Consider the following 20732-nt stretch of genomic DNA (forward strand, 5'->3'; position numbering starts at 1 on the left):
GGGATTCGCTACATTTAGGGGGAGCGTGAACGAAAAACATCAGGAAACCTGAACTTATGCGTATGATTCTGGCCGTAGTGCTGTGTTTTGCCGGGATGACCGGGGCCGTGGTGGCACAACAAGGGCCGTTTGCCCGAGCGATGGAAGCTGTGCGAGGCGACGATTACCAAACAGCGCTACAAAGTGCGCGGAGGTCTGAAACGGGGCAGATCGCTGTCGATGTTGTGCTTTGGCATCAATTGCGCGCTGGTGTTGGTGCATTGCCTGAGTATCAGAATTTTTTAGATCGGCGCCCAGATTGGCCAGGTCTTCCGCTGTTGCAGCGCCGGGGGGAGGCTGCGATTACCAGCCATACTCCCAACGCGCAGGTTTTGAATTACTTTTCAAATGGGGCACCGCAGACAGGGGACGGAGCATTGGCATTGGCGCGTGCATTGCGCGCGAATGGACGGCGATCTGACGCAGACGAAGTTCTGCGTACGGCTTGGATCAGTCACAACATGGGCGTGACAACACAGGCAGCCTATTTAGACCAGCACGCAGCGTTGATCCGTTCGCTGAATGAAACGCGTATGGATATGCTTTTGTGGCGCGGTCGGTCCCGCGAGGCGACGGCTTTGTTGCCCTATGTGAGCGCGGGATGGCAGGCTTTGGCGCAGGCGCGTATGGGATTGCGGGCCGAGCGGAACGGGGTGAATGCGTTGATTGATGCGGTTCCCGCTAGTTTGCGCAATGATCCCGGTTTGGCATTTGAACGGTTTCGCTGGCGGGCAGACAATGGCGAAGAACGTCGCGCGGCGGAATTGGCGATTGAGCGAGGCCGTTCGACTGCGTCGCTGGGGCAGCCCGAGAGCTGGGCCAATTGGCGGCGCATTCTGACCCGGCGTTTCATGCGCGAAGGTCAGAATCGGTTGGCGTATCAGTTGGCCTCTAGCAATCAGCTATCTGAAGGAAGCAACTTTGCCGATTTGGAATGGTTGTCAGGATATATTGCGCTGACGAAATTAAACGACCCACAAACGGCTATTCGACATTTTCGCCGGTTTCGTGCCGCAGTTTGGACACCCATCAGTTTGGGACGTGCTGGATATTGGGAGGGCCGTGCCTTAGAGGCCGCAGGTGATCGCGACGGCGCTCGCGTGGCTTATGCGTTTGGGGCGGAGTATCAATCCAGCTTTTATGGCCAACTCGCAGCAGAGCGGGCCGGGCTGCCCTTTGATCAGGCGCTTACGGGGCGCGAAAGTTATGGCGATTTTAGTGGGGCTTCTTTCATGCGCTCCAGCGTGATGCAGGCGGCGTTGTTGTTACAGGCTGCTGGCGAAGAGACCCTGTCGGAACGTTTCATGGTCCACTTGGGGGAAAGTCTAAGTCGAACAGAGTTGGGGCAGATGGCCGATTTGGCGCTATCGCTGAACGAATACCATATCTCCTTGATGATCGCTAAGCAGGCAGCGCGTCAAGGGCACACTCTTCCCCGTGCTTATTTTCCGCTGCATCCAGTTGGCGAGGCAAACCTGCCCGCGCCACCAGAACTGGCCCTGTCGATTGCCCGTCGCGAAAGCGAATTTGACCAAGTGGTGATCAGCCCAGCCGGTGCACGAGGTTTGATGCAATTGATGCCCGGAACCGCGCAAGATGTTTCGGGTGATTTGGGCATCGGGTACAGTGGCAGCCGACTGTTGAGCGATTGGCGCTATAACGCGCGTTTGGGCAGCAGCTACCTTGATGGGTTAATTGATCAGTTCGGGGATAACTATATTTTGGTTTCCGCTGGGTATAACGCAGGGCCACGACGTCCGCGCCAATGGATTGAGCGCTTTGGCGATCCGCGGCGTCGCGATTTGGAAGGGGTGATTGATTGGATCGAACACATTCCATTCCGTGAAACCCGCAACTATGTAATGCGCGTGACAGAAAGTGTGACTATATATCAGGCTCGCCTGACGGGTCGCACTCAGGGGATACGATTATCGGATGTGTTGAGGTGATTTTGCGGAACCTTATGAGAGCCATTTTGAGTTAGGCGGCTACTGTCGGATAAGAACCGGATTATAAAGCTTTAGAATTGCGGAGAAATCACAGGCTTCGCGATTTTGAAGCAAAGGCTATGACGGGTTCCAACGGCTCACTTCGTGCATTGTAGGGATCATGTTGTTTTGGGTGATCGTAAGTCTACGCCGAGGAAAGCACTAAAGCTTTCTAAGCCAACCTCAACAAGCTCATCGTCGTGAAAGGAGCTTGCAAGCGCGCCACCCTCCAGCCACAAACCATCCAAAATTGCGTTTCCTGCTATGCTGAGGCGCCGCAATTCGGAATCGTTTACGACACGCCCGGTTTCCTTGAAAACTTCTGCAATCATCATTTTTAGATGCAGTCGCAGGGTATCATAGCTTCGTTTGTGGCTGGCGGTCATTCGAGTGTCGTGCAGCAACGTTTCGAAAAAACCAGCCCAAATTGAAACGGAGTCATGGCTCGTAACAGGGGCTTCTAATGATACTCGAATAAAATTCTCTAGTCGCCTTACTGCAGATTTTTGCCCACGCGATGCTTTATCTGCTGTGCGTACAAGATCAGCCATATAGCTTTCGTAAGCAGCTGCAATTAGCTCATCTTTGTTTTTAAAATAATATCGAATTAAGCCCTGGGTGACATCGGCTTCTTTGGAGATTGAACGGACCGTAGCTGACCTGACTCCTCCTTTTGCGATTACTCGAAGTGTGGCTTGAATCAGCCCAGCCCGTCGAGTGTCTGTATTTTCTTGGCGTATGTTTTCGCGTTCTACTTGCATAGGACTTTGTTAGTCTGTTCGAAGGGCAGTCGCAATAAATTCAGTGCGGCTGCCGTTTTTTATTGATTATCTTACTTCGTGACCATGCGCTGTTTTTCGCGTTGAACCATCCCGTAAAGATCACGAGGATCATCCGGATCAGCGATCATGTCTAACATCTCGCACCGAGCATTTGTTTTCAGTTTGTCGCGCAACCAGCGTAGAGCGCTGAAATCTTCGATGGCAAAACCAACTCCATCAAACAGTGTGATTTGCCTATCGTCACGCCGTCCTTCGGCAGCCCCCGTCATGACCTGCCAAATTTCGGTTACTGGGTGGTCAGGGTCCAGCTGTTGAATCTCGCCTTCGATCCGCGTCTGTTCCGGGTATTCTACGAAAATTTCAGATCTGGTTAAGATGTCTTGGTGCAATTCGGTCTTGCCGGGACAATCGCCGCCAATGGCGTTGATATGCACCCCTGCACCGACCATGTTATCGGTTAGGATCGTTGCGTTTTGTTTATCTGCAGTGCAGGTGGTAATGATGTCTGCGCCTTCTACGGCTTCTTGGCCACTAGAACAAATGACTATGTTCAAATCAGTGTCTGCCAGATTAGCCGCACATTTGCGTGTGGCTTCGGGGTCTGTGTCGTACAGACGGACTTCTTTGATGTTGCATAATTTGTGCAATGCCAATGCTTGGAATTCGGATTGGCTGCCATTGCCGATCATCGCCATGCTGTGGGCATTTTTGCGCGCCAGATATTTGGTGGCAACCGCAGAGGTCGCGGCCGTGCGTAGCGCTGTTAACACGGTCATTTCTGTCAGCAACACTGGATAGCCAGTATCTACATCCGCGAGCAAACCAAACGCCGTGACCGTTTGCAGGCCCTCTTTGGTGTTTTTTGGGTGGCCATTCACATATTTGAACCCATATTCAACACCATCCGAAGTTGGCATCAATTCGATTACACCGACGTCAGAATGGGATGCTACACGGGGCGTTTTGTCAAAAAGAGGCCAGCGGCGGAAGTCTTCTTCGATATAGGTTGCAATTTCCGCAATGCAGTCTTCGATACCGACTTCGAGAGCCAGTTGCATCATGTTTTCAACGCTCACAAATGGAACGGTATTTAAATTTTGTGTCATGGATATTTATCTTGTTTCAGTTTCGTTCGGACAGATGATTGCCCGCAATCATGCAACGCACAGATCCCCCAGCCATCTCAATGGTTGGGATCGCCAGCGGGACCAATTGGGCGCTTTGTTCAATGAGCCCAATTTGCGTTTCAGTTAGGCTGTCCATTGCTGTTTGAGATAGGGCGAGGATGCGCCCCTTTTCGCCCTGCAATTCAATCGCATTGCCGGCGAATTTTTCGATTTGCTGTGTGGACAAGGCAATCACAATGCGCCCGGCTTCAGCCAGTCGCGCTTTGATTTCGCTTGCGCGCGTTTCGTCGGGAATCATTTCTAGGCCGATGAGGACAAATTCAGTTGCGATGCACATAAGTACATTGGTGTGATAGATTGGCGTGCCATTGCGATCTACGGCATCGAATACCATTGGTTCATAGTTGAAATGCGTACAAAACCGTTCAAGTAGAACAGGATCAGCCCGATTGGAGCGAATGACATAAGCGACCCGATCTTGATGATCGAGAACCATGGCCCCTGTACCTTCAAGAAATAGCCCATCTGGCTCCAGTCCAGAGTAATCGATCACATCCTGCACTCGAAAATCATGTTTGAGCAATTCGATCACATCCATGCGCCGCTCACCGCGGCGATTTTCGGGAAACATTGGGTAAACCGCAACATGACCACCATGATGGGTAGAAAACCAATTATTAGGAAACACAGAGTCAGGCGTTTCATCACCTTGGTCTTCGAATAGATCGATACGGACACCCAGATTGCGCAGGGCATTGGCTGCTTGTGTGACTTCTTGGTGGGCGCGTTTGGCAAGAATATCAGCGCCATCTGTGTCTGGTGTCGTTTGAAAGGCGTTGTCGGCCTGCGTCGCGGGATTGGGGTGAAAACGATGCGGCCTGATCATGATGGCAGCAGATGGTGCCTGAACGCTTCTTTTTTGCATGTTAGCCTCGTGAGGGGAGTTTGTTTTCCAGCAGGCGGAAAAGGAAGGCGATACAGCCTGCGAGCATTAGATAGATTAGGGCCAACATCAGGAGCGGTTCATAGGTGATGAATGTCTCCTGACGAATACGGCCAAAAATTGCATAAATATCGACCACAGCAATGGTTGCAACCAATGGGGTCGCTTTGAGTTGAAGGATGAACTCCCCACCAAGGGTTGGTAACACACGTTGAATTGCGCGGGGCAGCCAAATACGGCGTAAAATGGTGAAAGGATGCATGCCAATGGCCTCTGCTGCCTCGAGCTCTCCGTGGGGAACACCTTTGAATGCGCCACGCATAACTTCGCCCTCATATCCAGCAAAGGACAGTGTCAGTGCTACAAAGGCATAAGGCCAAGCCTCGATCAGATAGGGCCACAGCCAACTTTGGCGTAATTCGGGTATGTAGGGAAACAGCGATCCTAATCCGTAATACAGAACCCACATCTGTAGCAGGATTGGTGTTCCACGGATAAGGGTACAAAACCCGTAAGCCAGCCACGCCAATGGGCGCGGACCAGTGACTTGAACCAACCCGATCGGAACCGCCAGTAGGAAACCCGCTACAATCGAGCTCACCAGAAGCGCGCTGGTGATCCAAATTGCATCAAGGATATCTGCACGGTAGGCTGGCAGCCAACTCCAATCCATGTTCAAGGCCATTGTCAAAACTATTGCGGTGGCGAGTGCCATCAGGATCAGTCGATGTGGTTGCCAGAACGATTGATCAGACATGGTGTGCCCCCCGGTTTACGCGGTTTTCAATCAGGCGGAAAATCCAACCTGATAGTAATGTGATGATCAAGTAGAGAGCCCCAGCGGCCAGAAGAAACAGAAAGTACTGTTTGGTTGCCCCGGCGGCTTGGCGCGCAGCCAGAGTAAGTTCGGTAAAGCCCACCACGGCCAAAAGTGCGGTATCTTTGGTGGCGATCAGCCACAGATTTGATAGGCCGGGCAGGGCTGAGGGCAGCATTTCAGGTACAGTGATGCGAGCAAAGATACGAAGCGGATGCATGCCAAAACTTTGTGCGGCTTCGATGTGGCCTACTGGTACAGCCCCCATAGCTCCGCGTAGGACTTCAGTTGCATATGCCCCTTGTACAAAGCCGATCACAACAACGCCGGCGACAAATCCGTTTATTTCTATGCGTTCGAAGCCAAAGCCAGACAGCATTTGATTGATTAGCTCAGGCATTGCGAAATAAGCTAAAAGGATGAGAACAAGTTCAGGAATTGCACGTACAAGCGTGGTATAGAGACCCATCAGATCTCTTGTGATCGGCCCGCCAGAACGCTTTAGTACCGCTCCGCCCAAACCGATTAAAATCCCGATAAGATAACCAAGAACAGCAACCTGCAAAGATATTGCAAGCCCATCCAATAGTGCGCCACCCCAGCCAGGCGGTTCTAACGCCAGCAATTCGGCCGCGCTCATTTCTCGATAATTTGTGGCCATGCTTCCCTCCCAGTTTGAAAGGGGCCAATGCCCCTTTCAGATGCTGTGATCACTCGCCGTAAATATTGAAATCAAAGTAACGAGCGGTGATATCGTCATAGACACCGTTGGAACGGATACCTTGGATTGCTGTGTTCAACGTCGCCTTGAGTTCGTCACTGCCTTGACGGATACCAAAGCCGACACCTTGACCATGGATTTCTAGGTCAGTTGCAACCAATCCAGCGTCTTCACAGCAAAGCTGACCTTCGTCAGAGTTTAGGAATTCGGCCAAAACCAAAACATCGGCTAAGGTGCCATCGATCCGGCCTGCGAACAGGTCTTGATTGGCTTCGTCTTGCGTCTGATATTCGCGAATATTGGCATCCGGGAAATGGGTTAGTGCATAAGCTTGGTGAATAGAACCAGACTGCACACCGATATTGCGACCTGCTACCCCTTCTGGGGTGGGGGTAACGCCACTGGCTGTCGCTGTGGCGATTGAGGCGCCAGTCTGATAGTATTTATCAGAAAAATCAATGACCTGCATGCGTTCTTCATTGATGCTGAGTGAGGCAGCAATCACGTCGATTTTGTCAGACGTAAGAGAGGGAATAATCCCATCCCATGAAGTTGCGATAATTTCACAGTCCAGCGCGGCCTCTTCACAGATGGCATTGATGATGTCGATTTCCCAGCCGGTATAAGCTCCGGACGCATCAGGTGTCGAAAACGGTGGGTAGGCTTCGGTCGCGATGCCAACACGTACGGTTTCTGCTGTAGTAGCGGTTGCAAAGCCAGCAACGGCTAGAGCAAGAAATGCAGATTTGAGTTTCATGGTTCCTCCCATAGGAATTGGTTGCTTTCAGCCGACTGATCGGATGAATTGCTGAAGGCGTTCTGATTTCGGGGCTTGGAATATTTCTTCCGGTGTCCCTTCTTCCTCAACCCGCCCTTGATTGAGGAAAACCACTTTGTCCGCGACTTCAGCCGCGAATTTCATTTCATGTGTAACGATGATCATTGTGCGACCTTCTTCGGCTAAGTTCTTCATTACATTCAGGACTTCGCCGACCAATTCCGGATCAAGTGCCGATGTCGGCTCGTCAAAAAGCATAACTTCAGGGTCAACAGCCAATGCTCGTGCGATAGCGCCGCGCTGTTGTTGGCCGCCAGATAATTGCGATGGAAACATACTCAGGCGTTCCGTTAGGCCGACACGTTCCAATAATTGATGTGCATTGTCGCGGGCTTGGGTTTTCGTACGCCCTAATACCTGCACCTGAGCTTCCATCACGTTTTGCTCAAGCGTCATGTGAGGCCACAGATTGAAACTTTGAAACACCATGCCCAGTCTGCTGCGTAGGCGACGGAGTTGTTTCTTATTCGAAACGTGACCGACACCGCGCCGATCTGTTTTCAGATGTACCTCTTCACCCAGAAGTTTGAGCAAGCCGGTACTTGTTGGGGTCTCAAGTAGATTTAGGCAACGCAGAGTCGTGGACTTTCCTGAACCGCTGCCACCAATCAGAGAGATAACCTCTCCGGGGCGCGCTGATAGATCAATTCCTTTAAGAACTTCTACTGATCCAAAGGATTTGTGCAGATCCCGAACTTCGATCACGGGCGCGGCTGAATGGTGTTGACCTTGCATACTCGCCTCCATTTATACGATTGCATAAATTTATGCACTTGTATAAATATGAAGTCAATATCTTTTAACCACCGCAAATCTGCGACCCAAGCTGGAGAGCTTTATGAGCAAACGGTCTTATACATTCACACACGCCATCACACGTAAGCCGGGCATATCTGTAACAGAGGGGCTTCGTGCCATTGATACTGGTACCCCAAGCCTCGATTTATTTCTGCAGCACCATGCGGATTATGTGACGGCGCTGAAATCTACAGGCGCTGAAGTTACGGTTTTGGAACCCCTCGAAGAGTTTCCGGATTCAGTTTTCGTTGAAGATGCCGCGCTCTGCTTGCCAGAAGGGGCGATCGCAATGCGCCCGGGGACTCCTTCACGTATTGGCGAAGCAGCGGTCATGACCGCGGTACTGAAAAAGCTTTACAATGATGTGCGTGTGGTCGAAGGGCCCGGTTTCATTGATGGCGGTGATATCCTGACCACGGAAACTGAAATTTTGGTGGGAACATCTGCCCGCACCGACAGCGCAGGTATCGAAGAGTTGCGCGCACTCGTGGCAGATTGGGGTTACACGGTACGTGAACTGGAAACCCCCGAAGGTGTGCTACATTTCAAAACCGACTGCTCACTTTTGGATGAAAACACAATCCTATCCACCAAGCGTTTGGCCGACAGCGGATGTTTTGAGGGATATAATGTAATCTACGTAGCGGAAGGCGAAGAACCTTGCGCAAATTCAATCCGTTACAACGATCTGGTGATTATGCCTGATGGCTTTCCTCAAACCGAAGCGATCTTACGCGAGGCTGGATATGACGTGCAAAAGGTAGGCAATACTGAGGCGGGTAAATTGGACGGTGGCATGTCTTGTTTGTCATTGCGGTTTTCTCCGCCAGCTTAACTCAGAACCTTAGGCGGCGGTGTTGAAGTGGAACCTTTAACCGCCGCCGCTTCGACTTAATATATTGATTGTTGCTCGTTAGATACGTGCAGGTTTTTTCGGCCAAAGCTTCCTGTGTTGTGTTTAAACGGAGGAAAAATGTGCTCATGCCTTGTGGGTCTGGCTGCTAAGCCCTGTCAACTCATAACTATATCGACGTTGATCGTAACGGCGTTCTTTCTTTTGGTGCGCGATAAGGTAGTCAATAAACACGCGTAGACATTCTATGCGGCGGTTTTGTTCGGGGTAGTATAAATAGAAGGGTGGAAGGTCTTTTGAATATTCACTCAATATTGTTTCGAGTTCGCCACTGTCTAAGCGATCAGTGATGGTCGCGCGCAATGACCAGCCAATTCCATGCCCGTCTCGGGCAGCCTGAATAACGCCGCCGACGCTATCGAAGACCAGGCGCGCCGGAGGGTTTATGGTCTTTTCTTGCCCGTTCTCGATAAATTGCCATGCAGCGATTTTGTTAGCGGAAGGAAGTTTGTAGCGAATGCATTGATGATTTAAAAGCTCGCTGGGGTGTGAGGGGCGTCCGTGCTGGTCCAAATAACTTGGCGAAGCAGAGAAAGCCGACGTTAACGGTGGGGTAAGTCTTACAGCAATCATATCTGGTGCAAGAATATCCCCCAGGCGAACACCAGCGTGGAATCCGTCTTGGACAATATCAGTCAGCCCCTCACTGAGAGATATGTCAATGTTGAGACCAGGATGATCCGCAAGGAATGGTTTCAAAATGGGGGCGATTGCTGTCATGTAAGCGCCGCGGGTTACCGCAAGGCGCAGCGTCCCAGTTAGTGATGACGCTGTCTCTTGGGTTTTACGTATGGCATCTACCATGTCTCGATAAGCCGGAGCTGCTGTCTCAAACAGAATACGCCCTGCGTCAGTGAGTTCGATGTTACGGGTGGTGCGGTGAATGAGGCCAACACCCATTTTTTCCTCCAGAGATTTTAACTGGAGGCTTACCGCAGGGGCACCAACACCTAATGTATCAGCGGCAGCTTTCAAAGAGCCTTCCCGAATGATCGTCAGAAATACTTCTATTCCGTAAACTGGTGCACGTTCCATTGTTTAAAAATACTAATGTATGAGATCAGTTTACAAGGCATAATCAAAAGCTTTGAAATTCAATATTCTTGGTTTTAGATAATCCACCGATATGTCGAGAGCTGAAATGAGAATAGTACACGAGCAAGAACGCCCCAATAATGTAGCACTAGGGGTCGCGCTCATTGTGGGCGCGCTTTTTATTACATCTGTGCAAGATGTGATTTTTAAGTTCTTCAGCAGTGCATTGCCTTTGGGTCAAATTTTTGCACTCAGGGCGCTTTTGGCGCTGCCGCTGTTGTACGCCGTATCTGTTCTGCAAAAAACGGACAAAGGCCTATTAAATGATGCGTTCAGGCCTTGGGTTCTTCTGAGATCACTGTGTATGACTCTGATGTTTCTGTTGTTTTACGGGGCAATTCCCTTTGTGAGTTTATCTGTCCTTGGAGCTGGGACTTATACGGCTCCGATTTTCGTCACCGTATTATCCGCCTATGCCATTGGTGAGAGTGTCGATAGGCGGGGGTGGTGCGCGGTGGTGTTGGGATTTGTAGGCGTTTTGGTGTTGCTCCGACCCGGTACCGACGTCTTTTCTTTTTGGGCGCTTGCACCGGTCGTTGGTGCTGTATTTTATGCAATTGGCCATATCCTAACGCGAACAAAATGCCAAACTGTACCGATTGCTGCGCTGGCTGTATCTCTCACGATCACAATGCTGGTTGCTGGCTTAAGCGTGAGCGCAGCCCTGTTACTCTGGCCGCCTGACGAGGCGACTGCACATGCATATCCGAATTTGTTGGGAAATTGGGTGCCCGTTGGTCAAAATGAATGGGTGGTACTTGGGGTGCTGGCTGTCTTAACGGTTTTGATCGGCCTTGGAATTGCCGGGGCCTATAAAATAGCAATTCCATCTACGGTAGCAACGTTTGAATACAGCTACCTTGTATTCGTGGTCGTGTGGGATTCCCTGTTTTTTGATAGTGTACCTACAATGGTCACCTTAATGGGAATGCTGATGATAATTGGCTCGGGGTATATGATTTTGAAGCGCGAGTGACGACACAAAAGGTGAATAAGTGTGTTTGAAACAATGATACCTGGAATCTAGGGCTGCAATTTGAAGCGTCACCAAAGGGTTTGTGGGAAATTGACGTTAAGGGGCCCGAGTTTTGGACAATGCTGCATTTACCAATAAGCCAAAAATAAGTGCCCAAACAGGAGCGCCGATATTAAAAAAAGCTATTCCAGATACTGTGGTCATGAATGTGACCAGTGCCGCATCGCGCTGATTGGATTGCGACAAAGCAGCACTAAGGCTATTCCCTATTGTACCAAGCAAAGCGAGCCCGGCAACAGTAACAACCAATGCTTTTGGGGTTATAAGGAATAAACCAATGACGGCGGCCCCGAATAGCCCAACAATGCAATAGACAATGCCAGCAACCACAACTGCCTTGTATCGAGTTTCACTGGCTTCATCGGCCTCTGGTCCCGCACAGATCGCCGCTGTTATCGCGGCGAGATTGAAAGCATAGCCTCCGAAAGGTGCGAGCAGGATGGTGGTTATGCCCGTCACGGTAATGCTTGCCGAAACTGGAGGGGCGTATCCAGCTGATTTTAAGGCTACAACACCCGGCATGTTTTGGGATGTCATTGTGACAAGATAAAGAGGTAGCCCGATACTGATTAGGGCAATCAAAGAGAATTCTGGCACGATGAGTACTGGTTTTGCTACCGAAAAAGTAAACTCTACATTGGTAATGAAAGCCCCATCAATCCAGCAAAATAAGGTGCCGACAGTCAATACTGATGGAATCGCATAGCGGGGCAACCAGCGTTTCCCAATGAGGTAGGTGAGGCACATAGCTGCAACCAGAGGAAGGTTTTCCTTCATGGCGGGGAAAATTTCTAATCCGAAACGGAACAATATTCCTGCAAGCATCGCGTTGGCTATCGCGTCAGGGATAATGTGCGACAGCTTTTCGAACCAACCGGTCATTCCGGTCAAAGTGAGCAGTACACCGCAAAACAAAAATGCCCCAATGGCTTCGTTCATAGGAATTCCATTAAGGCTGATGACCAAGAGTGCTGCGCCGGGCGTCGACCAGGCTGTCAAAATTGGCATCCGGTAGCGAACAGACAGGATCAGGCCGCTGAGACCCATTCCTACCCCTAAGGCTAACATCCAGCTGTTGGCTTGCTGTTGTGTTGCTCCTAGCAGCTCGATTGCTTGAAAAATTATTGCGACGCTTCCTGTGTATCCGACCAATACCGCGATGCATCCAGAAACCAAATGAGAGAGCTTAAAACCGGCGAACATAACAAGCGTGCCTTTGTCGTTTGGGAAGGGTAGGGTTGATTACATAGGATGTTACCGATGATTTGTCTGTTATAACGTACGCTTGTTATAACAGACAATACTTAAGATGCAGATGACAGATAAAAAAATACAAATCAAATTGAAGGCCGTTCGCCAGAACGCTGGGCTTAGCTTGTCCCAGGCTGCTGAATTGACAGGTGTTAGCAAAGCAATGCTGCATCAAATTGAACGTGGAGATTCCAGTCCAACAATTGCGACACTATGGAAGTTGGCAAAAGGGTTTCACTTACCTTTGACGGCGTTTATCGAAGATCTTATTCAGGCAACGGACACGTTTACACCCGCGAAAATTGACCCAATACGCTTTCAGGAAAGTATCGAGTTTCACACAATTTTTCCCTTCGACCCAGTGTTTGGTTCAGAAACGTTTCTGATAACGCTGAAGCCAGGGCAGACTCATACGTCACATTCTCATGATATCGGCGTTGTCGAAGATATTTTTGTGACGAGTGGAGAAATGGATGTTTTGCAAAATGGGGAATGGACGCGTTATCGATGTGGTGACGGGCTTAGGTTTAGCGCTGACCAACCCCATGGATATCGAAACTTAACCAACGAGCAGGTCCAATTCCACAACACTTTACACTACCCGAGAACCACGCTGTTCGACCCTATCGATAAATAGGTGTGATAAAACGTTCTAACCAACGTAGATTTTTAAACTGATCCTGAGCGTACGGGATCAGTATACCAAGCAGCAGATCCCGATTAGGGCATGCTGCTTGATCATATAGGATTCTAAAGCCTCGTTAGAGGCCGAATTGCACCTTGATGTTATCGATGAATGCTTCATCGTCAGTTTCTTTTCTGCTGCTCAGCAGCATTTCTGCGTCGGCGCCTGCACGATATCGCAATTGCTTGGAGCCATCCGTAATGGCGTTCCAAATTACTTCGGCTACGATTTCTGGATTCGATGGTGGAAAGCTTTGGTTGCCAAATGCAGCCATCACTGCGCCAACAACCTTTTGGTACTCATCAATAGCAGGCTCATTTGCGAAATCTAGAGAACGTTGTCCAAAATCAGTTGCGATCATTCCGGGTTGAACGATTTTGACCTTGATGCCAATTGCTTCCAGTTCATAGTGGAGCGCTTCGGATATCCCTTCAACAGCAAACTTAGTTCCATGATAAAGCGATCCAAGTGGAAAGGTCATTTGCCCACCAATAGAACTGATGTTGACGACAGTACCAGATTTGCGTTCGCGCATATGCGGGAGGACCGCTTTGGTGACTTCTAACAGTCCAATGACATTTGTATCAAATTGGCGGCGGATACGGTCCATTTCGAAATTTTCCAGTGGGCCATAGGCCCCGTATCCTGCGTTGTTCAATAAGGCATCAATTTGGCCAAAATGTTCAAGTGCGTGCGCAACAGCCGAAAGAATGGAATCAGAGTTTGTTACATCAAGGCGGACCACTTGGACATTGTCTAATCTTGCCAATTCCGCACCGTCTTTTGGATCGCGCATGGTGGCAACGACATTCCAACCTTTTGCCTGAAAGTGCGTTGCTGTGACCTTGCCAATTCCGGACGACGCGCCGGTGATAAGAATGGTTTGTGGCATGTGTTTTCCTTTGGGGAATTTGAGATTCGACGAAGCACTCGACCGCGTACGTGCAGAGCGTTAGAGGGGGAAGGCACATAAATTCGCGAGGAATTTAGAAACACCCTAGGATGTTTACGTGGCTTCATTTAGCTTGCGGGTTACATAGTGGTAGGGTTGTGTTGGGCTAACACGATTGAGGAATTGAATTAGCCCAGCCGACTCTTAAGCGAAGTCGACCCCGTTTTTGTTCATTGGGTGGTGGGTAACGCGCATACCAAGCACCGCGATCGCATTTGCGAGCGCAGCACTGGCAGGGGGCGTGCCGGGTTCACCGATCCCCGAAGGGGGTTCCGTGGAGGGAACAATGTGAGTTTCAATTGCTCTGATATCGTTGATGCGCAATGGCTCGTAATCAGGAAAATTGAATTGATCGACCTCGCCATCGGTTAAGGTAATTTCGTTGCGCATTGCATGCCCGATGCCATAGCCGACGCCACTTTCGATCTGCGCTTTGATAACGTCCGGGTTTACAGGGACCCCACAATCGACTGCGCATGTTACCTTTTCGATCTGCACATAGCTATCATCTTGCGAAATCTCGACGACCTCTGCCACATATGTTCCAAATGATTTGTGAACAGCGATACCACGCGCCCTATCATTTTGGAGGTTTCGCCCCCAATCGCTTTTCTCGGCGGCGATGCGTAGAACCTCAGCGAGGCGCGCTTGATCCGAAGTTCCTTGGGTAAGGTGGGCTAATCGGTAGTCGATCGGATCTTGCTCGGCTGCAGATGCTGCCATATCCATCATGCATTCCATGACAAACGCCGTATGACTATGCCCAACTGAGCGCCACCAGCTCACCGTGATGGGCGTTTTATCGTCGGTCAGGCCAACAAATTGGCCGGGGAGATCGTAAAGCGTGTCAGTGATGCCCTCTACAGAGCTATGATCGACGCCGTTGTGGACCAAAAACGCTTCAAAGGGGCTTCCTTTGAAAATTGATTTGCTGGTGGTTCGATGATCCCAAGCAGAGATTTTCCCATTCTCATCTAGGCCAACTCGCACTTTGTGCGCGACAGCGGGGCGGTAATATCCGCCGGCCAGATCGTCTTCGCGAGACCAGACCAGTTTTACGGGTTGATGACCGCCGTTCAGCGCAAAGGCTAGCGCTGCTTCGACGTGATAGTCAGCGGTCGCAGTCGAACGTCTACCAAAAGAGCCACCAGCGTATAGCGTGTTTACTTCGACGTTTTCGGCCGGGATTTGCAATACGGCAGAGAGCGCCGCTTGACCACCAGCAGGACTTTGACAACCGTCGTAGAGAACGACCCCGTTTTCAGCAGGCGCTATTGTGCAGGTTAAGGGTTCCATAGGAGCGTGGGCGAGATTCGGGAAAAAGAACTCTTGCTCTATTATCTGTGTGGCGTTGTTCAGGGCTTCTTCTGTGGCGGTGCGGTCTCCCTTAGCATGATGCTCGGGTTCTGAGTTTACGGCAGCCAACAGATCACTCTTTATTTGGTCAGAGCTTCTGTTTTCAGCATTTGAAAAATCCCATTCTGCGCTGATGGCCATGCGGGCCTGGAACGCTGCCCATGTTGTTTGGGCATACACGACAACACCTGCGCCGGTAGGTATTTCAGTTGCTCGTATAAAACCTGGTATTTCGCTTGCAGCACTGTCGTCCATCGAAACAAGTGTGCCACCAAATCTGGGGCTGCGCAAAAGCACTGCCGCGATTTGCCCATCTAGATGTATATCCATCGCGTATTGCGCGGTGCCAGTTGTTTTGGCTGCGTTGTCCAAGCGTCCGGTGTTAGGGTTGCCAATAACCGTAAATTCGGAAGGGTCTTTAAGTGTAGGTTCAGCCGGAACATTGAGCTGCGCAGCATTGCCTGCGACGTCTCCGATGCTAAGTACGTTACTGCCTGAGATCAGTTGACCGTTGTCTAAAGATACAGTTTCGTGGCTTATGCCCCACTGTTCGGCTGCGGCTGTTATAAGCATTTCTCGGGCAGCGGCGCCTGCCGTACGATATTGCATGAACGAGTTAGCAAGCGAAGTCGATCCTCCGGTGCCTTGCGAACCAAAGAGTAAGTTTGCATAGCGCGTCCCGTCTGCCGGGGCAAATTCGATCTCAATTTGATCAAGGGGCATATTCATTTCTTCAGCGATGAGCGTCGCGAGGCCGGTGGCTGCGCCTTGGCCGCATTCAAAATGCTTGATAATTGCGGTAACGACACCGTCACTAGAGATACGTATAAAAGGTGTGAATTCAGATATTCCGTCGGATGCGGCAAGCACCTTATCCGGGCCAAAACCGATAATTAGAGAAGCCGCAGCTGCTGCGGAGGCGGATTTTAGAAAAGAGCGGCGTGATAAGTGGTTGGTCATTGATCAGGCCTCCAGAATTTCTGACGCGCGTTGGATGGCTGCACGAATACGCTGGTAGGTGGCACAGCGGCAGGCGTTGCCCCACATGTAGTTTTCAATTTCTTCAACGCTGGGGGTGCGATTTTCAGTTAACAGCCCAATGGCCGACATGATTTGGCCGGATTGACAATAACCACACTGAACGACGCTCAACTCGTTCCACGCTTGGTGCACTGCGCCTGCGACTTCGGATTCGACGCCTTCAATGGTTGTGATTTCGGCATCTGAAACATCTTCAATGTAGGTTTGACAGGAACGGGTTGGTTGGCCGTCAATGTGGACTGTACAAGCTCCGCATGATGCTACGCCACATCCGAATTTAGTACCTGTCAACTTGAGTTCGTCTCGAATTACCCACAAGAGAGGTGTGCCATCCGGGACATCAATTTCTTGTCGGTGACCGTTTATCATGAGTGAGGTGACCATGTGCTTTTCTCCCTAAAATTCGGTGGATTGCTGAGCTGAACTTAAACTGAGTGTACTAATGGACTAAATTGATCATTTTGTCAAACATTTGACACGTGGACAGATGAGGTCTAAGCCAGCTAAATGAACGATAGAGACAGAAAAATCGTCGAAGCCGCCTTTAAATTGTTTGCGCACTACGGGGTCAAAAAGACGACCATTAGTGAAATTGCTGTTGAAGCAAAGGTTTCCAGACAGACTCTTTACAATGCGTTTGCAAGTAAAGAAGAGCTGATGTGTGGCGCGATGCATCATTATGCCCAAAAAGCGGCTGGTGCGATTGCAGCAGACTGTGAGGGTGTTGAGGATATATTAGAGCGCCTTGATATCGCATATCGACATGTTGCGATGAATCCATTCGTTGGGTTGGCCCAAATTCCTCATGCCGATGAAATTATGCAGATGGTTGACCAAATGGATGGTGCAGACAAAGACGGCTTGATGAAACTCTATGCTGATGGTGTTAAACACGCGATCTCCCCGGCGGAGGCCAATATCCGAGAGGCGGGCGTGACACCGGACGAATTGAGTGTGTTCATAAAGGCCAGCTTTTCCCAAATCAAAAGTAACGCGCACGATCTGGAACACTTACATCGATTGTATAGCACCCTTAAACAAGTGCTTAAGCCAATACTCGGTGCAGCGTAACATAGTATATCTGCAGCAATGGGGTGTAGTGTGCGATGCCCCAACGGCATGGGCCTGTGTCATCGTCCATATCAGATTGTGCACTTAAAGCGTTGCCAAAATTCTAGGCTTCGAAGCCTGTTATTCGCTCCTTTGCCAACACCTCGGCGAGAACAGAAACAGCGAGCGTTTTTGCATCGCGTGTCGAAGGTATTAATCCAATTGGTCCTGCGAGTTGTTCTAAGTTTATGTTCGGATCAATCGTTCTGAGTCGATCGCGTCGCGTCGCGGCTGTTTTTCGCGAGCCTTGTGCACCAATAAAGTGACAAGGTTTTAACAGCGCGTGTAACAGGATGGGGGGTTCCCTTTCGTGGTCATGAAAGAACAATAGGATAGCAGTCCAAGGATCAGTGTGAACGTCAGTTGGCCAGCGTGGTGCGTTGAGGTGTATCGTTGATGATAAAGTATGCTTGAGTTGAGATAATTCGTGTTCGTCTGGTGAACAGATGCATTGCTCGTATCCAAGACTGTTTACCAGATTGGCAAACGTTGTAATCTCACTTCCTTTTCCAAACAAAATGAATCTCAGTTTGGGTAGCATTAAGATACGGCATGTAGCGGGTGCGAAACTGTCGTCTTCACTGGTTGATACAGCGATGCCAGCTTCTGGATGCACCTGTAGGAGTACAGGTCTTCGGTGCCCGGTTTCTTCGACGATAGAGTGCATTAAAGTTTTTGAAGGTGTTGGCAGCAGTAGAATTTCAAGGCCTCCGCCACAGGGTAATATTATGTCCATTATTTCAGAACCAAGGCCATATCGAACCACTTTCGGCTTTCCGGTGTGAAGTGCAGATTTGGCGTTGAGAATAATATCTTTTTCAACGCAACCGGATGAGAGTGTTCCCAAGGAATGACCCGAAGCAGTGACTGCCATCATCGCACCAACTGGTCGATAACTTGGTCCTGACACACCTATTATAACCGCCAGAACGCCCTGCTCGTCCGTTTCGTTTAAAAAACGAATAGCGTCTAAGCTATCTTCCGGAGCAATGTGCTTATTCATGTTGGTGACGGGCTCTAATTCTGTTGGCTGAGGTAGGCAATTAAATCTTCGATATCTTGTGTACTTCGCAAACCCGGAGAGTTCATCCGTGTGCCGGGCATGAACCTGCGTGGATTAGAAAGGAATGTCATAAGGTTTGTTTCGTTCCAAATGATGCATGCATTGAGATTGGCGTTGGAATATCGGAACCCTTCTACGGCACCTGATTGTGCACCAACAATTCCAAACAGAGATGGCCCGGAGCGTCGTTGTCCTAGCTCAACGGAATGGCATGAGGTGCAGCGACGGAAACCGCGTTCGCCTTCTGCGGCGTTGGCGTCAGCAAAGGCTGATAGGGGCATTAGGGTCATCAAGGCGATTAGCGTTGATAGCATTTTCATGACGGGTCCTTGGTGGATATCGGAGTTTTGTCAATTAGACCCAACTGGTTGTTTTGTCAATGTGGGTGGCTGCGTAGTTGGGGCGCAACCAGTGAAGAGCTGTCTGCTTTTGCTCCATGAAAAAGCGAACGAATAATCCGAACCGCAATCTAAATTACACCTTTGGGGTGCAGGTTGTCTCTGGGCAAAAAATTACGTCTGTAACAAATAGCTTGCTTTTTTTCTCAAAATGCAAAAAATTACCTAATAAGCAAATTAAGAGATGTGAACATCCACCCAGTGCAATGCCGACAGACAAACTAGGGAGAAAAAAATGAGCGCGTACAATGCAAATGGCTTAACGCGGAGGGGGCTGATTAAAAGCTCTGCCGCACTTGGTATGATAGCAGGGCTGGGGTTGTCTTCTGCGCGAGCGGCACCGACGCCAGGGGGGACTCTTGTTGTGGGCATGACTGGTGGTGCAGCCAGCGATTCCCTTGATCCACGCACATTTTCATCAAGCGGCCATGCGATGCTTGGCTTTACGCTTGGTAATTGTTTGACTGAAATCGAAGAAAATAATGAACTTGTCGGAGAGCTGGCCGAAAGCTGGGAAGCATCTTCTGATGCGAAGACGTGGAAATTCAATCTACGTCAGGGTGTCACATTCCACAATGGGCAATCAATGACATCGGATGATGTTGTTTATTCACTTAATTTGCATCGCGGCGAAGATTCGACATCCGGCGCTGCAGGCTTAATGGGCGATATTGTGAATATCGCGGTTGATGGGCCCAACGCTGTTGTGATCACCCTATCCAAAGCCAATGCTGATTTACCATTTTTGCTGAGCGATTTTCACCTGCTGATCGTCCCAAATGGGACTGAAGATTTTTCCGCAGGCGTATTCACTGGTCCTTATAGAATGGAGGAATTTGAACCGGGTGATTTCCTGCGCGCGTCGCGCAACCCTGAATATTGGAAAGCAGATCGCGCCCATGTTTCAGAAGTGGAAGTTCTGTTTGTTGAAGATCGGGCTGCTCGTATCAGCGGACTGGTGACTGGCGAGTTGCATATGGCGCAGCAAATTGATGAGCAGGCAATTGCGTTGATCGAAGCAACGCCGGGTGTGCACATCGAAAGCCATCCATCTGGGGGCCATAGCCCAATTTTAATGCACTGCGATACCGCGCCCTTTGATAATTTGGATCTTAGGCTGGCAGTGAAATACTCAATGGACCGTCAGCAAATCATTGATCAGCTTAATGGCGGCGTGTTGGGAAATGATCATCCCATTCCCCCATCTGATCCATTTTATGCGGCTGATATTCCGCAACGGCCATATGATCCGGAACGTGCTGCGTTTCATGTGCGTGAATCAGGGTTTGACGGCACGCTTCCTCTGAGTATTTCAAATGTTGCAGGTGCGCGCTCTGAAGAAATGGCGACTTTGTTTCAGCAAACGGCAGGCTTAGCCGGGCTGAATATTGAGATCGTGCGTGAACCAGACGATGGGTTCTGGTCAAATGTTTGGTTGAAAAAGCCATTTATGATTGGTGCATGGGGGGGGCGTCCAACCGCGGATATCATGCTGACCACGGCCTATCATTCCGAGGCTGCTTGGAATGATACGAAGTGGCGTCGTGAACAATTTGATCAGATTATTGAATTGGCCCGTGGAGAGACAGACTTTGACCGTCGCAAAGCCTTGTATCATGATGCGCAGCTGATGATTCATGAAGATGGGGGGGCAGGTATTCCGTTCTTCCGCAACAACCAGGATGGCGTGCGCGATGAAGTGAAAGGGTTCTATCCGGCAGGTTCGTTTAACATGTCAGGCCTTCGGGCTGTCGAACGTGTGTGGTTGGAAAGCTGATT

Annotated in this window: 20 protein-coding genes; 6 read left to right on the forward strand and 14 right to left on the reverse strand. The window is 50.0% G+C overall.

Annotation, left to right across the window (positions count from 1 at the left end; all coding sequences use genetic code 11):
- Window positions 1–56: 56 nt before the first annotated feature.
- A complete protein-coding gene (locus G9C99_RS13080; RefSeq protein WP_166417955.1) occupies window positions 57–1988 on the forward strand; it encodes a lytic transglycosylase domain-containing protein in 1932 nt (643 codons plus the stop codon).
- A gap of 158 nt (window positions 1989–2146) precedes the next feature.
- Here the strand turns inward: G9C99_RS13080 and G9C99_RS13085 are convergent, their stop codons facing one another.
- From G9C99_RS13085 to G9C99_RS13115, 7 genes are all read right to left on the reverse strand, one after another.
- Window positions 2147–2788: a TetR/AcrR family transcriptional regulator gene (locus G9C99_RS13085; RefSeq protein ID WP_166417956.1), complete on the reverse strand. Its 642-nt coding sequence runs from the start codon at window positions 2786–2788 to the stop codon at window positions 2147–2149.
- A gap of 71 nt (window positions 2789–2859) precedes the next feature.
- Window positions 2860–3915, reverse strand: a complete 1056-nt coding sequence (locus G9C99_RS13090; protein WP_166417957.1) for an ornithine cyclodeaminase — start codon at window positions 3913–3915, stop codon at window positions 2860–2862.
- Between the two features lie 16 nt (window positions 3916–3931).
- Complete coding sequence (ctlX, locus tag G9C99_RS13095) at window positions 3932–4861, reverse strand: citrulline utilization hydrolase CtlX (protein WP_166417958.1); 930 nt, start codon at window positions 4859–4861, stop codon at window positions 3932–3934.
- Between the two features lies 1 nt (window position 4862).
- Window positions 4863–5636, reverse strand: coding sequence for an ABC transporter permease (locus G9C99_RS13100; protein WP_166417959.1), 774 nt, complete (start codon window positions 5634–5636; stop codon window positions 4863–4865).
- A complete protein-coding gene (locus G9C99_RS13105) occupies window positions 5629–6357 on the reverse strand; it encodes an ABC transporter permease (RefSeq protein WP_166417960.1) in 729 nt (242 codons plus the stop codon). The genes G9C99_RS13100 and G9C99_RS13105 overlap by 8 nt, the downstream gene beginning before the upstream one ends.
- Before the next feature lie 49 nt (window positions 6358–6406).
- Complete coding sequence (locus G9C99_RS13110; RefSeq protein ID WP_205859857.1) at window positions 6407–7174, reverse strand: transporter substrate-binding domain-containing protein; 768 nt, start codon at window positions 7172–7174, stop codon at window positions 6407–6409.
- Between the two features lie 27 nt (window positions 7175–7201).
- The gene (locus tag G9C99_RS13115; protein ID WP_205859858.1) at window positions 7202–7990 is read right to left on the reverse strand and encodes an ABC transporter ATP-binding protein; all 789 of its coding nucleotides are present in this window, start codon (window positions 7988–7990) and stop codon (window positions 7202–7204) included.
- Between the two features lie 103 nt (window positions 7991–8093).
- On the opposite strand from G9C99_RS13115, the gene G9C99_RS13120 reads away from it, so the two are divergent.
- Entirely contained in the window at window positions 8094–8888 is a 795-nt protein-coding gene (locus tag G9C99_RS13120; RefSeq protein WP_166417963.1) for a dimethylarginine dimethylaminohydrolase family protein, read from the forward strand.
- A 144-nt stretch (window positions 8889–9032) separates the two neighbouring features.
- Here G9C99_RS13120 and G9C99_RS13125 read toward each other — a convergent pair whose 3' ends face one another.
- A complete protein-coding gene (locus tag G9C99_RS13125) occupies window positions 9033–10001 on the reverse strand; it encodes a LysR family transcriptional regulator (RefSeq protein ID WP_166417964.1) in 969 nt (322 codons plus the stop codon).
- A gap of 106 nt (window positions 10002–10107) precedes the next feature.
- Between G9C99_RS13125 and G9C99_RS13130 the strand changes: the two genes are divergently transcribed.
- Window positions 10108–11037, forward strand: coding sequence for a DMT family transporter (locus G9C99_RS13130; protein ID WP_166417965.1), 930 nt, complete (start codon window positions 10108–10110; stop codon window positions 11035–11037).
- 96 nt (window positions 11038–11133) lie between these two features.
- Here G9C99_RS13130 and G9C99_RS13135 read toward each other — a convergent pair whose 3' ends face one another.
- Window positions 11134–12300, reverse strand: a complete 1167-nt coding sequence (locus tag G9C99_RS13135; protein ID WP_166417966.1) for a benzoate/H(+) symporter BenE family transporter — start codon at window positions 12298–12300, stop codon at window positions 11134–11136.
- A 112-nt stretch (window positions 12301–12412) separates the two neighbouring features.
- Here G9C99_RS13135 and G9C99_RS13140 point away from each other — a divergent pair, with 112 nt between their 5' ends.
- Window positions 12413–12985, forward strand: coding sequence for a helix-turn-helix domain-containing protein (locus tag G9C99_RS13140; RefSeq protein ID WP_166417967.1), 573 nt, complete (start codon window positions 12413–12415; stop codon window positions 12983–12985).
- 124 nt (window positions 12986–13109) lie between these two features.
- Here G9C99_RS13140 and G9C99_RS13145 read toward each other — a convergent pair whose 3' ends face one another.
- From G9C99_RS13145 to G9C99_RS13155, 3 genes are all read right to left on the reverse strand, one after another.
- Window positions 13110–13925, reverse strand: coding sequence for an SDR family oxidoreductase (locus G9C99_RS13145; RefSeq protein ID WP_166417968.1), 816 nt, complete (start codon window positions 13923–13925; stop codon window positions 13110–13112).
- A 204-nt stretch (window positions 13926–14129) separates the two neighbouring features.
- Complete coding sequence (locus G9C99_RS13150; RefSeq protein ID WP_166417969.1) at window positions 14130–16301, reverse strand: xanthine dehydrogenase family protein molybdopterin-binding subunit; 2172 nt, start codon at window positions 16299–16301, stop codon at window positions 14130–14132.
- A 3-nt stretch (window positions 16302–16304) separates the two neighbouring features.
- Window positions 16305–16766 (reverse strand): (2Fe-2S)-binding protein, encoded by a 462-nt coding sequence (locus G9C99_RS13155; protein WP_166417970.1) that lies wholly within the window; start codon window positions 16764–16766, stop codon window positions 16305–16307.
- Window positions 16767–16889: 123 nt separating this feature from the next.
- On the opposite strand from G9C99_RS13155, the gene G9C99_RS13160 reads away from it, so the two are divergent.
- Window positions 16890–17453 (forward strand): TetR/AcrR family transcriptional regulator, encoded by a 564-nt coding sequence (locus G9C99_RS13160; protein ID WP_166417971.1) that lies wholly within the window; start codon window positions 16890–16892, stop codon window positions 17451–17453.
- Window positions 17454–17556: 103 nt separating this feature from the next.
- Here the strand turns inward: G9C99_RS13160 and G9C99_RS13165 are convergent, their stop codons facing one another.
- Together G9C99_RS13165 and G9C99_RS13170 are read right to left on the reverse strand one after the other, a co-directional pair.
- Window positions 17557–18495 (reverse strand): XdhC family protein, encoded by a 939-nt coding sequence (locus G9C99_RS13165; RefSeq protein ID WP_166417972.1) that lies wholly within the window; start codon window positions 18493–18495, stop codon window positions 17557–17559.
- 14 nt (window positions 18496–18509) lie between these two features.
- Window positions 18510–18875: a c-type cytochrome gene (locus tag G9C99_RS13170; RefSeq protein ID WP_166417973.1), complete on the reverse strand. Its 366-nt coding sequence runs from the start codon at window positions 18873–18875 to the stop codon at window positions 18510–18512.
- A gap of 313 nt (window positions 18876–19188) precedes the next feature.
- Between G9C99_RS13170 and G9C99_RS13175 the strand changes: the two genes are divergently transcribed.
- Window positions 19189–20730, forward strand: coding sequence for an ABC transporter substrate-binding protein (locus G9C99_RS13175; RefSeq protein ID WP_166417974.1), 1542 nt, complete (start codon window positions 19189–19191; stop codon window positions 20728–20730).
- Window positions 20731–20732: the final 2 nt, after the last annotated feature.

Source organism: Cochlodiniinecator piscidefendens, from assembly GCF_011326755.1.
GTDB classification, from domain to species: Bacteria; Pseudomonadota; Alphaproteobacteria; order Rhodobacterales; family Rhodobacteraceae; genus Cochlodiniinecator; species Cochlodiniinecator piscidefendens.

What these genes read in the sequence shown, in the direction of transcription:
- G9C99_RS13175 (WP_166417974.1), top strand. Translation starts at nt 19,189, where the DNA reads ATGAGCGCGTACAATGCAAATGGCTTAACGCGGAGGGGGCTGATTAAA.
- G9C99_RS13120 (WP_166417963.1), top strand. Translation starts at nt 8,094, where the DNA reads ATGAGCAAACGGTCTTATACATTCACACACGCCATCACACGTAAGCCG.
- G9C99_RS13100 (WP_166417959.1), bottom strand. Translation starts at nt 5,636, where the DNA reads ATGTCTGATCAATCGTTCTGGCAACCACATCGACTGATCCTGATGGCA.
- G9C99_RS13110 (WP_205859857.1), bottom strand. Translation starts at nt 7,174, where the DNA reads ATGAAACTCAAATCTGCATTTCTTGCTCTAGCCGTTGCTGGCTTTGCA.
- G9C99_RS13160 (WP_166417971.1), top strand. Translation starts at nt 16,890, where the DNA reads ATGAACGATAGAGACAGAAAAATCGTCGAAGCCGCCTTTAAATTGTTT.
- G9C99_RS13135 (WP_166417966.1), bottom strand. Translation starts at nt 12,300, where the DNA reads ATGTTCGCCGGTTTTAAGCTCTCTCATTTGGTTTCTGGATGCATCGCG.
- ctlX (WP_166417958.1), bottom strand. Translation starts at nt 4,861, where the DNA reads ATGCAAAAAAGAAGCGTTCAGGCACCATCTGCTGCCATCATGATCAGG.
- G9C99_RS13170 (WP_166417973.1), bottom strand. Translation starts at nt 18,875, where the DNA reads ATGAAAATGCTATCAACGCTAATCGCCTTGATGACCCTAATGCCCCTA.
- G9C99_RS13125 (WP_166417964.1), bottom strand. Translation starts at nt 10,001, where the DNA reads ATGGAACGTGCACCAGTTTACGGAATAGAAGTATTTCTGACGATCATT.
- G9C99_RS13130 (WP_166417965.1), top strand. Translation starts at nt 10,108, where the DNA reads ATGAGAATAGTACACGAGCAAGAACGCCCCAATAATGTAGCACTAGGG.
- G9C99_RS13140 (WP_166417967.1), top strand. Translation starts at nt 12,413, where the DNA reads ATGACAGATAAAAAAATACAAATCAAATTGAAGGCCGTTCGCCAGAAC.
- G9C99_RS13115 (WP_205859858.1), bottom strand. Translation starts at nt 7,990, where the DNA reads ATGCAAGGTCAACACCATTCAGCCGCGCCCGTGATCGAAGTTCGGGAT.
- G9C99_RS13165 (WP_166417972.1), bottom strand. Translation starts at nt 18,495, where the DNA reads ATGAATAAGCACATTGCTCCGGAAGATAGCTTAGACGCTATTCGTTTT.
- G9C99_RS13155 (WP_166417970.1), bottom strand. Translation starts at nt 16,766, where the DNA reads ATGGTCACCTCACTCATGATAAACGGTCACCGACAAGAAATTGATGTC.
- G9C99_RS13150 (WP_166417969.1), bottom strand. Translation starts at nt 16,301, where the DNA reads ATGACCAACCACTTATCACGCCGCTCTTTTCTAAAATCCGCCTCCGCA.
- G9C99_RS13105 (WP_166417960.1), bottom strand. Translation starts at nt 6,357, where the DNA reads ATGGCCACAAATTATCGAGAAATGAGCGCGGCCGAATTGCTGGCGTTA.
- G9C99_RS13080 (WP_166417955.1), top strand. Translation starts at nt 57, where the DNA reads ATGCGTATGATTCTGGCCGTAGTGCTGTGTTTTGCCGGGATGACCGGG.
- G9C99_RS13145 (WP_166417968.1), bottom strand. Translation starts at nt 13,925, where the DNA reads ATGCCACAAACCATTCTTATCACCGGCGCGTCGTCCGGAATTGGCAAG.
- G9C99_RS13090 (WP_166417957.1), bottom strand. Translation starts at nt 3,915, where the DNA reads ATGACACAAAATTTAAATACCGTTCCATTTGTGAGCGTTGAAAACATG.
- G9C99_RS13085 (WP_166417956.1), bottom strand. Translation starts at nt 2,788, where the DNA reads ATGCAAGTAGAACGCGAAAACATACGCCAAGAAAATACAGACACTCGA.